The organism is Psychrobacillus psychrotolerans (assembly GCF_900115805.1).
In the GTDB taxonomy this organism is placed as follows: Bacteria; Bacillota; Bacilli; order Bacillales_A; family Planococcaceae; genus Psychrobacillus; species Psychrobacillus psychrotolerans.
The window spans coordinates 84,858-100,215 of the sequence record NZ_FOXU01000003.1 but is presented as its reverse complement, the minus strand read 5'-3'; the positions used below and the strand labels follow the sequence as shown (position 1 = coordinate 100,215).

The window sequence follows — 15,358 nt, the reverse complement described above, 5'->3', positions numbered from 1 at the left end:
AGCCCCCTGTTCCAAATTCAAAAAGTTCTATTTCCAATACTACTCTATATCTTACCATGCTTTTTATGTTATTGTTTCATAAACAAGAGAAAAACTGTTAATTCTTTTTAAAAATTATATTTCTATAGTTTGGAGGCTGATTTTTATTGAAAAAGGATGGGCATATCCACACACCTTATTGTCCACATGGAACAGAAGATTCCTTTCATCTGTATATTGAAAAAGCCATACAAAGTGGTTTTGACACCATTACATTTACAGAACATGCTCCTCTACCTTTAGGTTTTATAGATCCCACCCCTGATAAGGATAGTGGAATGAGCATGACCCATTTAGAGTCTTATATTACCAAGTTACAAAAGTTGAAAAAAGAATACAAGAAAGATATTGTTATTTCTACAGGCTTAGAAGTCGATTTTATATCTGGGTTTGAACAAAATATTACTTCTTTTTTAAATACATATGGAAAATATTTAGATGACTCTATTTTATCTGTTCACTTTTTAAAATTTGAAAATGACTATACTTGTATTGACTTCTCTAAATCTACGTTCACAGAATTTGTCGAACGGCTTGGAAGCCCAATGGCTGTGTATAAATTGTATTATAAAACATTGATAGATTCAATAACGAGTAATCTAGGCGACTATAAACCACGGAGAATAGGTCATATTACGTTAGTGCATAAATTTCAACATACACTTACGGAAGTAGTACAAGACCATGAAGATATAGTAAATATTTTAAAAGAAATCAAACATCAACAGCTAGAACTGGATGTTAATACCGCCGGATTAGCTAAACCATATTGTTTAGAAGTGTATCCTCCGCTTCCCTATATAAAGCTTGCGAAGGAACTAGAAATTCCTCTTGTTTTTGGGTCTGACGCACATCAAGCAAAAGATCTACATCAGTTTTACAATAATATAAGTAACTTACTATAGAATGGAGAATGAAAATATGTTCACGAAATCAGCATACTCTGAAGATGTAACTGCAAATTATAATATGCTTTCTAAACAACTGGACGCTCTTTTAACGGGAGAAACTAATGCAATTGCTAATTTTAGTAATGCTTCGGCATTATTAAATCAATTTTTTGATCAGATTAATTGGGTTGGTTTTTATCTAATGGAAGATGGAGAGCTTGTCTTAGGTCCATTCCAAGGATTACCGGCTTGTGTTAGAATTCCACTGAGTAGAGGTGTTTGTGGAGCTGCCGCTACAAAACAAGAGACAGTTATCGTACCAGACGTACACGCTTATCCAGGTCATATCGCCTGTGATGCTGCATCACAATCAGAGATTGTGGTTCCCATTACTAAAGACGGTAAGCTAGTAGGTGTTTTGGATATCGACAGTCCTATTAAGGATCGATTCTCGGAGCAGGATGCAGAAGGACTGGAACAGTTTATCGAAGTATTAGTGAAGCACATTTAAAATTGAAATTGTTATACGATTAATAATAAGGCACTTTCTGTTCATGTTGAATAGAGGGCGCCTTATTTTTTTCGTAAAGCTCTAACATATCGTCTGGACGGCTTTTCACTCATAAGCTGTGTAAATATTTTACTTTTGGAAAAAAAAGGTGTATAATAGGTCTTGTATACTAAATAATTTGAAGCAAATGCTTGATAATTGTCATAATAAAACTAAATCTATTTCTTATTGAACATCTATTTCCTCTTTTTTTAGGGTGTACCAGATGTTCTTTTTTTATCTAGAAAACAGATTTACTTGGAGGTAAGGTCAATGAAGAAAAATGCAATTATTTATTGTGAGGGCCAATTTAGTTCGATGGATGGAAAGACGGCCAATGGATTAATACGTGAACCTGGCAATTATTCTATAACTGCCGTTATCGATAGCACAAAAAACGGCCTAGACTCAGGACAATTTTTAGATAACAAAAAGAATGGCATTCCATTGTGTAAAAACTTAGAAGATGCTATCGAATGCTCACCTCAAAAACCTACTTATTTCATATTTGGAATCGCCCCCTCAGATGCTTTCTTAAAAGACAATGAACGAGAAGTTATTATATCCGCAATGCAAGCTGGTCTTCATATTATCAATCCACTTCAAGAATTTCTTACAGAAGATGAAGAAATGCTGAGCATTGCTACTCGTTATGGGGTAGAAATCCAAGATATTCGAAAGCCTAAACCAAAAGATTCATGGAAATTATTTACCGGTGATATCCTTAAAGTAACCACTCCTATTATTACAGTTTTAGGAACTGATGGGGCTTGTGGGAAGCGAACATCTGCAGTGATTATTGAAAAAGCATTGAAGGCAAGAGGATATAAAACTGCTTTTATAGCAACCGGACAAACTGGGCTTATACAAGGGGCTGCTTATGGTTTTGCAATGGATGCTTTTCCATTACAATACGTTATTGGTGAACTTGAAAGTGAAGTAGTACGTGCAAATAATACAGATAATCCTGATATTATTATTGTTGAAGGACAAGGCGCTCTAAGTCATCCTGCTTATGCAAGTTCATGTGGTATTTTAAGAGGATCTAGACCAAAAGCTGTTATCCTACAACATCCCCCAAAAAGAAAAGTGTTAGGAGATTTCCCTTTTGTGAACATGCCAAGTGTCCAAAGTGAGATAGACCTTATTGAGCATTTCAGTGAGACAAAAGTAATCGGTATTACCCTTAATCATGAAGGTATGGACCATCAGGAAGTTAATACTACTATTCGTGAATATGAGCAAACCTTCCAATTACCAGTAACAGATTTATTAACTACAGGTTCTGATAATATAATTGACTCTATTATTGAATTTTTCCCATCTCTACAAAACAGCGCGAAACTGGTTTTATCTTAAATGGTATCTAACCCTAGAATTGAAATTAACTTAGATAAAATTAAGCATAATGCGACAACATTAAGAGAGTTGTATGAAGCAAAAGGCGTTCATATTACAGGAGTCGTCAAAGGGGTATTTGCCAAACCAGAAGTAGTAAAAGTGCTGATAGATAGCGGGATTAAGAGTATTGCAGATTCCAAAATTTCTAATATAGAAAAAATGAAGATGGCAAATTTACAAGCAACATTCATATTATTACGTACTCCTGCAATGAGTGAAATTCAAAAAGTTATAGAGTTTGCAGATATTAGTATGAATACAGAAATCGAAGTTGTTCGTGCCCTCTCAGCTGAAGCGAAGAAACAGAAGAAAATACATCAAATTATTATAATGGTTGAAATGGGAGATTTACGAGAAGGCATATTGCTAAATGATGTTGCTGCCTTTATTGAAGAAGTGATTATATTCCCTAATATTCAAATTGCGGGTATTGGTGCAAACTTTGCTTGCTTTGGTGGAGTCATCCCTACAGAGCACAAAATGCAATTGTTTTCTTCACTCGTAAAAAGAATGAAACGAAAGTTCAATATTCCCTTCCCTTATGTATCAGGGGGGAACTCCGCAAACCATAATTGGCTTATGAATACGACGGATGTAAGAGAAGTCAATAATATGCGTCTTGGTGAATCTATATTTTTAGGCTGTGAGACGGTAAAAGGCGAACCTATTCCCAATTTATTCACAGATGCATTTTCCTTTTTTGCGGAAGTAATTGAGTCGAAACTAAAGCCATCTGTACCGACCGGCATGAGGGGTAAAAATGCTTTTGGAGAATTTATATCATTTCCGGACAACGGAATAATTAGAAGAATAATTGTGGGTGTTGGGCGACAAGATGTCCTCGTCTCTGGATTAACACCCCTCCTCCCACTTGAGATAATTGGTTCGAGTAGTGATCACATTATTTTGGATGCTAATAATAATTATTTAAAATCGGGTGATGAAGTTGCATTCTCCCTTAATTACGGAGCTCTGCTAACTGCTATGACTTCGCCTTCGATATATAAACACACCACCTATAGTGCTTTAGTTAGCAGAGGGTCTGCGAGAAAATAAGAAGCTAAGATCTCTTTGCAAATGGTTACCGGGAGTATTCTTACTTCCGACACCGTTTTCTTTTTCCACAATGGTTGAGTATGTTTCATTCGGATTATTTGAAAATAAAATTACCATTTACCTCCATAATTATTCAGACGCGCATATCCCTTCCCTTAGACACATAGATATGTTCCCTCACAAAAGCTCCACGTCTTTAAAAAAGACTCTTATTATGCATCAAAAAGTGGAAGGAGATATCTCCTTCCACTTTTTACATATTAGATAAAGCTTGCTGTAAATCTTCTATAATATCACTAGAGTTCTCAAGCCCTACAGAAAGTCTTAACAGGCCGCCTGTTATCCCCATCTCTAATCTTTCTTTTTCCGGTACAACAGAATGAGTCATTGTGTAAGGATGCTGGATCAAAGTCTCAGCATCTCCTAAACTAACTGCAATTTTTATCAGTTTTAGTTCATTCATCAATTTTTGTGCCTCTTTCACTCCTCCTTTTATAGTGAAAGAAATAAGACCGCCACCGGCTTTCATCTGTTTCTTCGCTACATGATATTGTGGATTATCTACATCAAACGGATAATAGATATGTTCAACAGATGGATGTGCCTTTAAAAAGTCGAATACTTTACTAGCATTTTCCGAATGTCTGTCCATGCGAACATGCAATGTTTTTAATCCGCGTATTAATAGCCAAGCATCGAATGGTGAAATAATGCCGCCAAAGTCTTTTTGTACAGTACCGCGAATTGTCTCCATTTCCCCTTTATCTCTTCCTACTAGAATTCCAGCAATAACATCGCCGTGCCCATTAATGTATTTTGTCGCACTATGCAGTACGAAATCTGCTCCTAGTTCTATCGGATTTTGTAAGTACGGGGAGGAAAATGTATTATCTACAACTACCGGAATACCATGTTTTTTAGCAACTTTTGTTATTTGCTCGATATCCACGATTTCCATCGTTGGATTAATTGGTGTTTCTATATATATACAAGTTGTATTTGGTTTAATAGCATTTTCTATCTCTTCTTCAGTAATTAAAGTCTTTAAGTCATGTGAAATATCATATTTTTCTTTCAAAATTTTCAGCAATCCAAATGTACAACCATAAATCCCTCTCGTACATAGGATATGATCACCTGATTTAGTAAGGTGAACTAATATAGTACTCACCGCTGCCATTCCAGAACCAAAAGCTAGTGCACCTTCCCCTAGCTCCATTGCGGCAATCCGTTCCTCTAATACTTGTACGGTCGGGTTCCCTAACCTTGAATAGATTCCCCCTGGTTCTTCCCCTGCGAACCTTCTTTCACCCTGTTCCGCAGTGTCAAATGCAAATGTCGACGTCTGATAAAGTGGAACAGCTAGGCTATCTTGATGATCTCCCGTTTTATACCCTTTATGGATATACATTGTCTCTTTTGAAAAATTTGAATTACTCATAAAAACACCCCTTATTGTAAACGCTTACATCTAGTGTACATGGAATTCTATAAAAAGAAAAGACACCTCATCAAGAAGAGTGAGATGCCTTATAAATACATAGCTGATTTTTCCCATTATTTTTCGCTTCGTACAATACTGTATCCGCATTGTGAAAGAGATTATTAAAACTCAAATTATCACTTCGAGACCAGTGCGATATACCAATAGACACTGTTACAGAAGGGTTGGTCTTTTGAGGAATGGCCGCCAGTAATTGTCTGCTCATTTCCACTCCTTGCTCTAGGGACATATGAGATAAATAGAGGGCTAACTCTTCTCCACCCCATCTCGCACTAACTCCTTTGTTTTTAATCATTCCTTGTATGACTCTTGCTATTTGTTTTAGAATCTCATCCCCAATTTGATGCCCATGTGTATCATTAATACGTTTAAAGTTATCGATATCAATAAGGACGAAGACACCTTGGTCATCTGATTCCATCGCATCTTCAACGAACCTATCTAAATAATTTCGTGCAAAAAGATTCGTTAAATGATCTCGATCCACCATTTTTTGTAGCTTGTATCTTAATGTAGAATTACTTATAGCTAAAGATGAATGTTGTATCAAAGACTGCATTAATTTGTAGTTGTCAAAAGAGAAAAAATAGGGTTCCTTATGCAAGATTATACTAAACCCGGTTATATTATTTTGTTCTTTTAAAGGAATTGCCACTAATGAGCGATACTCATATTTTGACTCTATTAGACGATTGAAATCGGCGATAAATAAAGAATCCTTCTCACTTTTAAAGTGATTCGTGACATATTGAATATAAAGATGCCCTTCCATCGTATGAAATACATCCGTACTTGCTGGTGATATTTTATATTCGTCATTTTCTATAAACACAAAACCTACATGCTCTGGGTGGAAAAACTTCATTAATTGATTGCGTAAAAAAACAACCATCTCATCTAATGATAAATTCATATTCAATTTATGCGAAGTTTCGTTGATTAATTGTAGATCGGAAACTAACCGATGTGATTGGATGTATAGTTTAGCATTTTCTAATGCATTGCCGGCTGCTCTAGCAAGTAAAACTGCAAATTCTTTTTGTCTAATTGAAAATAAATAGTCTAAAGGTGTGGACATTTGTAAAATTCCATAGATACCTTGCTTTCCGACAATAGGAATATTCAGTAATCTTACACCTAAATCTTGCGCTAATTCTGTCGTTATTTCACCAGATACATATGCCTCCACGGTAGTATTTCTTTCTGTTGTATAATCGAATAATTTATATGGAGCAGATGTTTTACGATCCTGATCATTTGATAAAATAAGTATAGATTTAAATTTTGGAAATGCATTTTCAATAGAGTTTAATGTACCCTCTAATATTTGACCGATATCTAATGTCGAATTAAACATTTTCGTTACATTGAACAAATTTCTAAACTGGCTCTCCTGCTGTGTTAAATATACAGATTTTCTAATCGTTTTAACTAATTTAGTAATAGTAGTCAAGAATATATCTAGTTGAGTTGTTTTTGAAAATTCTATCCACTTTTCTGAGGATTCCATTATGATTAATCCTAATGGATGCAATTCTTTATCTCTTAACAATAAAGCTACGTCATTTTTAGCACAATCTTTTAGTTGTAGTTTGTGAGCATCTATTATGTCTTTATCATAGAACAATGGCTCTATCTCTACCCATTTAATAGCATTGAGCTTTTTCGCAAAAGAGTGATTCCATGAAAGTTGTAAAAAAGTTTCCGCATCATATATGTAATACTTTGCTTCTTTTATATCAAAAAATTCAAATAAGATATTTTTCAAGTCATCAAACCATTTAATACTGGATTCATGGGTGAATACATTTTCATTCCAAATGTCAAGTATTCTACTTTTAAAACCAATAATTGTATTTTCGCTTTCCATTAGTTCACCTCTCAGCTTTCCAAGAGTAAATTATGATACTTTTAGCACAGTTACTAATAATTCAATATAACTATATTTTATCCTATTTATCCTTTCTATGTCTACGCTATTTTTGTAATTATTTTTGAATTTGATTATCGTTTGACTTTCGATAGATATAGAGATACAATGAAATTTGTGTAAAATAAATGCAGCAGTTGTATGGCCTAGATTGCTCATTTTGTTCCTCTATACTATAGATGGTGTATCCCGTAACCCTCGGCTGCTAGGGCGATGATACATGAAAACAAAATGTCTGCTAGTCTGAATACATCTGGTCTTATTTTACAACAAAATAAAACCAACATAGAGGAGGAGACATATATGTCTCGTTATACAGGTCCATCATGGAAATTATCACGTCGTCTTGGTATTTCACTAAGCGGTACTGGTAAAGAATTAGAAAAACGCCCTTACGCACCAGGACAACACGGTCCTAACCAACGCAAAAAATTAACTGAGTACGGTATGCAATTACAAGAAAAACAAAAACTTCGTCACACTTATGGTGTAAACGAACGTCAATTCCGTACATTATTTGATAGAGCTGGTAAAATGCCAGGTAAACATGGTGAAAACTTCATGATTCTTCTTGAAACTCGCCTTGATAACATTGTTTACCGTTTAGGTCTTGCTCGTACACGTCGTGGAGCACGTCAATTAGTAAACCACGGTCACGTTATGGTTGATGGTAAACGCGTTGATATTCCTTCATTCCGTTTAAAAGCAGGTCAAGAAATTTCTCTTCGTGAAAAATCTCAAAACCTTGATGTTGTAAACGAATCAATGGAAATTAACAACTTCGTACCAGAATACTTAACTTTTGATGCAGACAACAAAGTTGGTACTTTCGTTCGTAACCCAGAACGTGGAGAATTAGCTGCTGAAATCAACGAAGCTCTTATCGTTGAGTACTACTCTCGTTAATATTATTGCTCTATTAAAAGCCTTCGAAACCTTGTTAATACAGGGTTTCGAAGGCTTTTTCTTATCATTCGATAATGCAAGATAAAACATCAAAATGTTAATAAAGGAATGAGCCTATGGAAGTCCTTATGAATTTAGACCACGCAACTTTCCATGTAGAAAAAACGAAAGCACTGAAACTAAAAGAAGTAAATTTTAAGATTAAACCTAACATTAAAGAACAAAAAAGGTTGTTTAGAACACCATTATATAAATTAACAATTATCGTAGAAGTAAATAATCAAGTTTATGAATTTGTAGGTTATAATCTCAACCATGAGCTGATTTCACAGCTAGAAAAAGATCCTTCAAGATTTTTAGTTGGAGCAGAGCCCCCATTTTTAAGTGGAACTAACTGGCCGGATAGTGGAATATCTGAAGTTGTAGTGGCAAACAATGTCCCTCTGGATTCCCTGATTATAACAGATGGAAATAATGTCATTGCTACAATTTATAATGATGAGATCCCTATACTGATTAACTGGTTTAAAAATTTAATCAATTAAATAAAATGAAGAGAAAAGGAGATTTACTAAAAATATTTAAGCGATATTCACGATAATGTTTTAAACTATGCTGAATAAACGTTTTAGAAAAGAGTAGCTCTAGCTACTCTTTATTTGTTTTTTTCTTCCCCTTATTTAAGGTTGAGGTGATGGCGGTTTTAATAGCTAGAATTTTTATGAAGTAAGTGAGATCAAACGAGATTTTTTGCTCGGAAATGAGAACATTATTGACATTCCTCTATTGTCATTACCTATTTAGCTAAAAATATATACCGGGAGTACAATGCTCTCGTTAATATGAGGGAGTGATATTAAAAGCCTATGGAACCTTGATAAAACAAGGTTCCATAGGCTTTTTTCTTTAGTGATATAGTATCTGTATATAAAAAAACACCTCTAGGATGAAGAGGAATTTTCTCCTCTTTCCAACAGAAAGGTGTATAGACTGAATGAGATTAGTTTTAAAATCGGGAGTTATTTCTTTTTCATACTCTCAATTAAGTCTAATAATCTTTTTTTCGTATTATCTGTTTCTTCTTCTAGCATTTTAAAATTATAACCTGATTTATCTTGATTTATCTCTACCTCTAATAAATCTCCCTCTTTTGCATTCACTGTAAATTTGTCTTTTAAGATAACTAATTTATTTGCTTTGTTATCCTTTTCGAATAGAACAACAAAAAAGTCATCGAAATGATGTAACAGGTATCTCTTTGCACTCACTAATAACGTCCCCTCAATCTAATAATAAAAAAATGTGTTTATATTTCCAAACCTTTATCCTATTTATCATTTTATACTATTTCATGTACTTTTTTAACTAGTAATGCTTTCTTTTTGAATCTTCTTGTTAAATTTGTGACTAATTACACAAAACTGGTCAATACTAACGAAGAACTTTTAAGAAACAGGAGGATTTTCTATGAAAACAGGTAAATCGGTTAATACATCTAATAAGAAGGAAAAAGACAATGTTACAGGCGAAAGTTATTTGGAATACCAAAAGTTAAACGAGCACGAAAAGAAACAGTTACAAGTTAAAGATGGACAAAATAATCATCACGTAGATGAACGTGGTGGTTTTTAACTAATCATCTAGCTCTATAAAAAGCTACTTCCCTTATAGTATTGGGAAGTAGCTTTTATCTTATACAAACTTAATCATTTTATAGTTCTTTTTACCACGACGAATAATCATAAACTCATCTTCTAACCGGTCTGCCCCACTTACTACATATGCAACATCCGTAACTTTTTCTCCATTAATAGAAATAGCACCATTTGTTACATCTTCTCGTCCCTGGCGCTTAGATGGTGACACCGTAGCCTCAACTATGAAGTCAACAATAGATTTTTCATCTTTTGTCATCTCGACAGAAGGTACATCTTTAAATGCATCTTTCATTTCTGATGCAGTTAAGGCTTTCAAATTGCCACTAAATAATGCTTGTGAAATTCGAATTGCTTGATCCAATGCTTCTTGTCCGTGGATCAGACGAGTCATTTCCTCTGCTAAAGTTGCTTGTGCTTTTCTTAAATGGGCTTCGTTTTCAACGGTAACTTCTAAAGCTTCAATTTCTTCACGTTCCAAGAAGGTGAAGATTTTCAAGTATTTAATAACATCTGAATCTGCTGTATTAATCCAGAACTGATAAAACTCGTATGGGGATGTTTTCTTCGCATCCAACCAAACAGAACCTGATGCAGACTTACCAAATTTGGTCCCATCAGCTTTCGTTACTAATGGTATAGTAATACCGAAAGCCTTTGTATTGTCATCATGTGTTTTACGAATTACCTCTAAACCAGTAGTAATATTTCCCCATTGGTCAGAACCCCCTACTTGAACTCGGCACCCAAAATGATCGTATAGATGATTAAAATCAATTCCCTGAATTAGCGTATAGGCAAACTCAGTAAAAGAAAGTCCTGTGTCTAAACGTGAAGAGATAGAGTCTTTTCCCAGCATATAGTTAATGTTAATTAGTTTTCCAAAATCTCTCAGGAATTCAATAACATCCATAGAGCCGATCCAATCTCTGTTATTCACCATTTGTGCACCATTATCGGTATTGAAATCAAAAATTTGCTCCATTTGTTTTTTAATACCTTGAACATTCAAATCAATCTGCTCTGTCGTTTGTAATTGGCGTTCTTCTGAACGACCAGAGGGATCCCCTATCATTCCAGTTGCACCACCAACTAAAAGAATTGGTCTATGTCCATGCATTTGGAAACGTCTTAAAGTAAGAAGCGGCACAATATGTCCTATATGCATGCTATCTGCTGTAGGATCTACTCCACAGTATAATGATACTTTTTCCTTACTAAGAAGCTGTTCCATGCCCTGAGCATCGGTTTGTTGGTATAGAAGACCTCTCCAAGCTAAATCATCCAATAAATTCGTCATTAATATTGCCTCCTTAAAATAAAAAAGTCCCCACATGATAAAAAATCATGCAGGGACGCTTAATCAATTAGCGCGGTACCACCCAGCTTGAAGGAATTATTCCCTCCGCTTCAATCACCGTATCGTTGTGAGTACGTTTAACTCCAAGCCTGTAATTCGCATAATACACTGACTAGCTCTCACCAACCGCTAGCTCTCTTCACAGTATGTATAATTACTACTTCGGACTTTTCTTCGTTAAAATATATATCTATTTTACCTAATCTACATTGTATGTCAATAACTATCGTCTAACAATTAGGCTTATGGTATAATAATTCAAGATTTAGGGGGCGAGAACTGAATGAAGAAATGGCAAGAAAATATACAGAGATACAAAGAAAAAATTGATATGTGGGAGTCTACTAAATGGGCTAAGGGATTAAGAGTTTCTTCTAGTGTCATCTGGAATTTAAGTTTACTTCTTATGGTGGGTATTCTGACACTCGGAGTATTCGGTTTATCTGTAGGCGCAGGATATTTTGCTTCATTGGTAAAAGAAGAACCACTTCGTGGTAAAGATGAAATGCGCAGTGCTGTCTTTAACTATGAAGAGACATCGGAAGTTTACTTTGCCGGAGACGTGTATTTAGGTAAACTACGCACTGATTTAGAAAGAACGGAAACAAATCTATCAGAGGTTTCTCCTTATGTAATAGATGCAGTTTTAGCGACGGAGGATGAATACTTTGAAGTACATAAGGGAATTGTTCCTAAAGCAATTTTCCGCGGATTGCTTCAAGATGTATCCAACTCTGATACACAAACTGGTGGTTCTACATTAACTCAACAATTAATCAAAAACCAAATTTTAACCAATGAGGTTTCTTATGAACGTAAAGCAAAAGAAATACTATTAGCTATGCGCTTAGAACACTTCATGAACAAAGAAGAAATATTAGAAGCATATTTGAATATAATCCCCTACGGCCGAAATTCAAATGGACGAAACATCGCTGGAATTGAAACAGCGGCGAATGGAATATTCAATGTAAAAGCAAAAGATCTGAATTTATCACAAGCAGCCTACATAGCTGGTATTCCCCAAGCTCCATTTGCTTATACTCCTTTTAGACAAGGTGGAGAGATAAAAGAAGGAGAAGCTCTCCAACTTGGGATTGAACGGATGAAAATTGTTTTATTCCGAATGAATGAAACTGGTTATATTACGGATGAGGAATATAAGAATGCTGTTAGCTACGATATTACGAAAGATTTTAGAGAGCCAGAAACACTTCCTGAAGACAAGTATCCTTGGTTAACAGCTGAAGTGGAAAATAGAGTGAAAGAAATTTTAAGAGATCAGTTTGCAGAAGCCGATTCAATTGATCCTGCTCGATTAGATAATGAAAAAAAGCTTTATCAAAAGTATGATATTTTAGCACAACGTTCCATTAGTACAGATGGTTACCGTATTCATACCACTATTAATAAAGACATGTATGAAGCTATGTTAAAAGTAAGAGATGAATTTGAATTTTACGGACATACCTTCCAGAAGGAAGTAAAGGATGAAGATTCAGGAGAGATAGTGGTAAAAGACTTCCCTGTTCAAGTTGGTGGGATGATGATTGAAAATGGTACGGGTAAAATACTTTCCTTTCTAGGTGGACGAGATCATAAAATTGAAGCCCAAAATAGTGCTACACAAGGTATTCGGCCAATCGGTTCTACCATCAAACCACTACTCGTCTATGCTCCTGCGATTGAATATGGTGTAATTGGAGCTGGTAGTCCCGTAGTCGATTTGAAGCTAGAAAAATTAGGTAGTACTACGTGGTCAAAATCACCATCAAACTATACAACAGAACAAGAGCTAGGTATTATCTCTGCTCGAGATGCTTTGACAACCTCACAAAACTTGTCAACGATACGATTATACGATTTAATCATGGATCGCAAGCCAACTCAATTCCTAACAAAAATGGGATTTGAGCATATAGATGAAGCAGAGTATGCTAATCATGCACTCTCTATTGGTGGAATGACAAATGGTGCAACACTCGAGGAAAATACAAATGCCTTTGGAACATTTGCAAATAACGGGCAGTTTATTGATGCTTATATGATCGAAAAAATTGAAGATGTTGACGGTAATGTTATTTATCAACACGAAGTGGAACCTGTGCCAGTATTCAGTGCTGCTACTTCTTATATTATTACCGATATGTTAAGAGATGTTATGTCTGAAGGGACTGCAAAACTAGCAAAAGCTAGGTTGAAATTCCAATCAGATTTTGGCGCAAAAACAGGTACAACACAGAATCATAATGATTCATGGCTAGTTGGCTATAACCCTAATATTTCTTTAGGAGTTTGGTTGGGTTATGGTGATGATACCCAAACCTTATATTATATGAATAATCGTTACAATCATCCAAGCGTGCGTATCAATATGCTCTGGTCTAATATGATGAACGCAATGTATGATGTAAATTCTGAATTAGTAGATGCACCAAATAACTTTACTGCTCCTGAAGGTGTCGTTACTAGATCCTTCTGTGGAATTTCAGGATTAGCAGTGTCAGATGCATGTTCACAAGCTGGTTTAGTGAAGTCAGATTTATTTAATGCAGCTGTTTTATTACCAACTGCAAAGGATGATAGTTTAATCTCTTCTTCCTATGTACAAATAAACGGAAACAGATATCGCGCACTCGATTCCACTCCTGGGGAATTTGTAGTAAGTGGTGGGTATGGAGTAAACCAAGATTTTATCAATCGGATGCTTGGTAAATTTGGAGGCAATGCTTCTAAGTTATTCCCTGCCAAATCTGCCTTTGGAGGAAATGTAGTGTCTGAGGAAGTATTTAATGCTGACGGGAGTGCACCAGCCGCAGTGTCTGCTGCAATGTCTAATGGGACGATTACTTGGTCTAAGTCGACTTCTGGAGATGTTGTAGGGTATCGAGTTTATGAAGTTATAAACGGACAAAGAACTCTACTCTCATCCACTAAAGAAGCTGCCGGAAACAGTCTACCTATTAATAGAGCTGGCCAATTTATCGCTGTTGCTGTCGATATCACAGGATTAGAATCTGCCGCATCTAATATAGTATCCATAGAAGCTGTAGTACCTACAGAACCAATAGTGCCTCCAACAGCACCGGAAGAGAATGAAGAGCCTACAACGCCTCCTATTGTTGTAGAACCCGTTACTCCCCCACCTGTTGTAGAACCTGTAACTCCTCCTGTAGAGGAAGAACCACCCGCTGACGGGGAATAATTAGAACAAATAAAGTACCGAAGGAGCCCAAATTTCATAATTGGGCTCTCAGTTTGACGACAAACGTATTTTTATAAATGGTTATGAATAGTAATAATTTTCCTAAGGATGTTTAATCATTCTAGTAAAAGTAAGATATTGAATACTCTATTGGAACTATTTATTAGGCAAGGTCCACCACGAAGACTCCTGTGGGAATAGCTTGAGCTGAAGACCCCGCAGGAACGTAGTGACGAGGAGGCTGAAGCCAAGCCCACGGAAAGCGAAGTGGTGGGCCTTGCCGAGTTTAATATTCAACTCTATACACCTAAAACTGAGTTTGCCTACAGTCTGAGAGCCCAAATTTCATAATTGGGCTCTTTTTTGTTTGTTAAATTGACCATCTTTCGCTCATATAATTTCGAAATACACATAAAACAGAGCATAATGTACAAATTAATGTTACAGTTAGATAGAATATTTAATAGTGAGAAGGAGAACAAACATGATTGAGGTAAAAGTATCTCCACTAAGTGATGGAGAGTTTAATAGAGGGGTATTTGCTACATGTGATATCAAAAAAGGACAGCTTTTTCATGAAGCACCTGTCATTTCATACCCTAACGACCAGCATGAACATATTGAAAAAACCTTACTAGCTGATTACGCTTTTGAGTACGGGATAAATCACACTGCCATCCTGCTTGGATATGGTATGTTATTTAATCATTCATATGAACCTAATGCAGACTATGAGATTAATTTTGATAATCACACATTTGATTTCTTTGCTTACGTCGATATTAAAGCTGGAGATGAAATTTTGATTAATTATAATGGTGAAATAGATAACAAAGATGAACTTTGGTTCAATAAGGAATAG

General features: G+C 35.5%; 13 protein-coding genes and 1 other annotated feature. Of the genes, 9 read left to right on the top strand and 4 right to left on the bottom strand.

The window, feature by feature from the left end; genetic code table 11:
- The first annotated feature begins 146 nt into the window (after window positions 1–146).
- The 4 genes from hisJ to BM260_RS08220 all read left to right on the top strand — a co-directional run bounded on the left by hisJ (window position 147) and on the right by BM260_RS08220 (window position 3,936).
- A complete protein-coding gene (gene hisJ / locus BM260_RS08235; RefSeq protein WP_093536867.1) occupies window positions 147–944 on the top strand; it encodes a histidinol-phosphatase HisJ in 798 nt (265 codons plus the stop codon).
- Window positions 945–960: 16 nt separating this feature from the next.
- Window positions 961–1,440, top strand: a complete 480-nt coding sequence (locus tag BM260_RS08230) for a GAF domain-containing protein (protein ID WP_093536866.1) — start codon at window positions 961–963, stop codon at window positions 1,438–1,440.
- Window positions 1,441–1,752: 312 nt separating this feature from the next.
- Complete coding sequence (locus BM260_RS08225) at window positions 1,753–2,838, top strand: DUF1611 domain-containing protein (RefSeq protein WP_093536865.1); 1,086 nt, start codon at window positions 1,753–1,755, stop codon at window positions 2,836–2,838.
- Window positions 2,839–3,936: an alanine/ornithine racemase family PLP-dependent enzyme gene (locus tag BM260_RS08220; RefSeq protein ID WP_093536864.1), complete on the top strand. Its 1,098-nt coding sequence runs from the start codon at window positions 2,839–2,841 to the stop codon at window positions 3,934–3,936.
- Window positions 3,937–4,189: 253 nt separating this feature from the next.
- On the opposite strand, the gene megL is transcribed toward BM260_RS08220, so the two are convergent.
- Both megL and BM260_RS08210 read right to left on the bottom strand, forming a co-directional pair.
- The gene (megL, locus tag BM260_RS08215; RefSeq protein ID WP_093536863.1) at window positions 4,190–5,377 is read right to left on the bottom strand and encodes a methionine gamma-lyase; all 1,188 of its coding nucleotides are present in this window, start codon (window positions 5,375–5,377) and stop codon (window positions 4,190–4,192) included.
- A gap of 70 nt (window positions 5,378–5,447) precedes the next feature.
- Window positions 5,448–7,310: a sensor domain-containing diguanylate cyclase gene (locus tag BM260_RS08210; protein ID WP_093536862.1), complete on the bottom strand. Its 1,863-nt coding sequence runs from the start codon at window positions 7,308–7,310 to the stop codon at window positions 5,448–5,450.
- A 363-nt stretch (window positions 7,311–7,673) separates the two neighbouring features.
- On the opposite strand from BM260_RS08210, the gene rpsD reads away from it, so the two are divergent.
- Window positions 7,674–8,276, top strand: a complete 603-nt coding sequence (gene rpsD, locus BM260_RS08205; RefSeq protein WP_093536861.1) for a 30S ribosomal protein S4 — start codon at window positions 7,674–7,676, stop codon at window positions 8,274–8,276.
- Between the two features lie 116 nt (window positions 8,277–8,392).
- A complete protein-coding gene (locus tag BM260_RS08200; protein WP_093536860.1) occupies window positions 8,393–8,821 on the top strand; it encodes a hypothetical protein in 429 nt (142 codons plus the stop codon).
- 474 nt (window positions 8,822–9,295) lie between these two features.
- Here the strand turns inward: BM260_RS08200 and BM260_RS08195 are convergent, their stop codons facing one another.
- Window positions 9,296–9,544: a DUF3006 family protein gene (locus tag BM260_RS08195; RefSeq protein ID WP_175496237.1), complete on the bottom strand. Its 249-nt coding sequence runs from the start codon at window positions 9,542–9,544 to the stop codon at window positions 9,296–9,298.
- 199 nt (window positions 9,545–9,743) lie between these two features.
- Here BM260_RS08195 and BM260_RS18405 point away from each other — a divergent pair, with 199 nt between their 5' ends.
- Window positions 9,744–9,908, top strand: coding sequence for a hypothetical protein (locus tag BM260_RS18405; RefSeq protein ID WP_175496234.1), 165 nt, complete (start codon window positions 9,744–9,746; stop codon window positions 9,906–9,908).
- Window positions 9,909–9,968: 60 nt separating this feature from the next.
- Here the strand turns inward: BM260_RS18405 and tyrS are convergent, their stop codons facing one another.
- Window positions 9,969–11,231 carry a tyrosine--tRNA ligase gene (tyrS, locus tag BM260_RS08190; protein WP_093536858.1) on the bottom strand — a complete coding sequence of 421 codons (1,263 nt, stop codon included), beginning with the start codon at window positions 11,229–11,231 and terminating at the stop codon, window positions 9,969–9,971.
- Between the two features lie 48 nt (window positions 11,232–11,279).
- Window positions 11,280–11,475 (bottom strand) — a binding site (T-box leader).
- 99 nt (window positions 11,476–11,574) lie between these two features.
- On the opposite strand from tyrS, the gene BM260_RS08185 reads away from it, so the two are divergent.
- Both BM260_RS08185 and BM260_RS08180 read left to right on the top strand, forming a co-directional pair.
- A complete protein-coding gene (locus BM260_RS08185) occupies window positions 11,575–14,496 on the top strand; it encodes a transglycosylase domain-containing protein (protein WP_093536857.1) in 2,922 nt (973 codons plus the stop codon).
- Window positions 14,497–14,980: 484 nt separating this feature from the next.
- A complete protein-coding gene (locus BM260_RS08180; RefSeq protein WP_093536856.1) occupies window positions 14,981–15,358 on the top strand; it encodes an SET domain-containing protein in 378 nt (125 codons plus the stop codon).

Coding starts and splice junctions, on each gene's coding strand:
- rpsD (WP_093536861.1), top strand. CDS start 7,674: ATGTCTCGTTATACAGGTCCATCATGGAAATTATCACGTCGTCTTGGT.
- BM260_RS08180 (WP_093536856.1), top strand. CDS start 14,981: ATGATTGAGGTAAAAGTATCTCCACTAAGTGATGGAGAGTTTAATAGA.
- BM260_RS08185 (WP_093536857.1), top strand. CDS start 11,575: ATGAAGAAATGGCAAGAAAATATACAGAGATACAAAGAAAAAATTGAT.
- BM260_RS08225 (WP_093536865.1), top strand. CDS start 1,753: ATGAAGAAAAATGCAATTATTTATTGTGAGGGCCAATTTAGTTCGATG.
- BM260_RS08200 (WP_093536860.1), top strand. CDS start 8,393: ATGGAAGTCCTTATGAATTTAGACCACGCAACTTTCCATGTAGAAAAA.
- tyrS (WP_093536858.1), bottom strand. CDS start 11,231: ATGACGAATTTATTGGATGATTTAGCTTGGAGAGGTCTTCTATACCAA.
- BM260_RS08230 (WP_093536866.1), top strand. CDS start 961: ATGTTCACGAAATCAGCATACTCTGAAGATGTAACTGCAAATTATAAT.
- BM260_RS18405 (WP_175496234.1), top strand. CDS start 9,744: ATGAAAACAGGTAAATCGGTTAATACATCTAATAAGAAGGAAAAAGAC.
- megL (WP_093536863.1), bottom strand. CDS start 5,377: ATGAGTAATTCAAATTTTTCAAAAGAGACAATGTATATCCATAAAGGG.
- BM260_RS08220 (WP_093536864.1), top strand. CDS start 2,839: ATGGTATCTAACCCTAGAATTGAAATTAACTTAGATAAAATTAAGCAT.
- BM260_RS08210 (WP_093536862.1), bottom strand. CDS start 7,310: ATGGAAAGCGAAAATACAATTATTGGTTTTAAAAGTAGAATACTTGAC.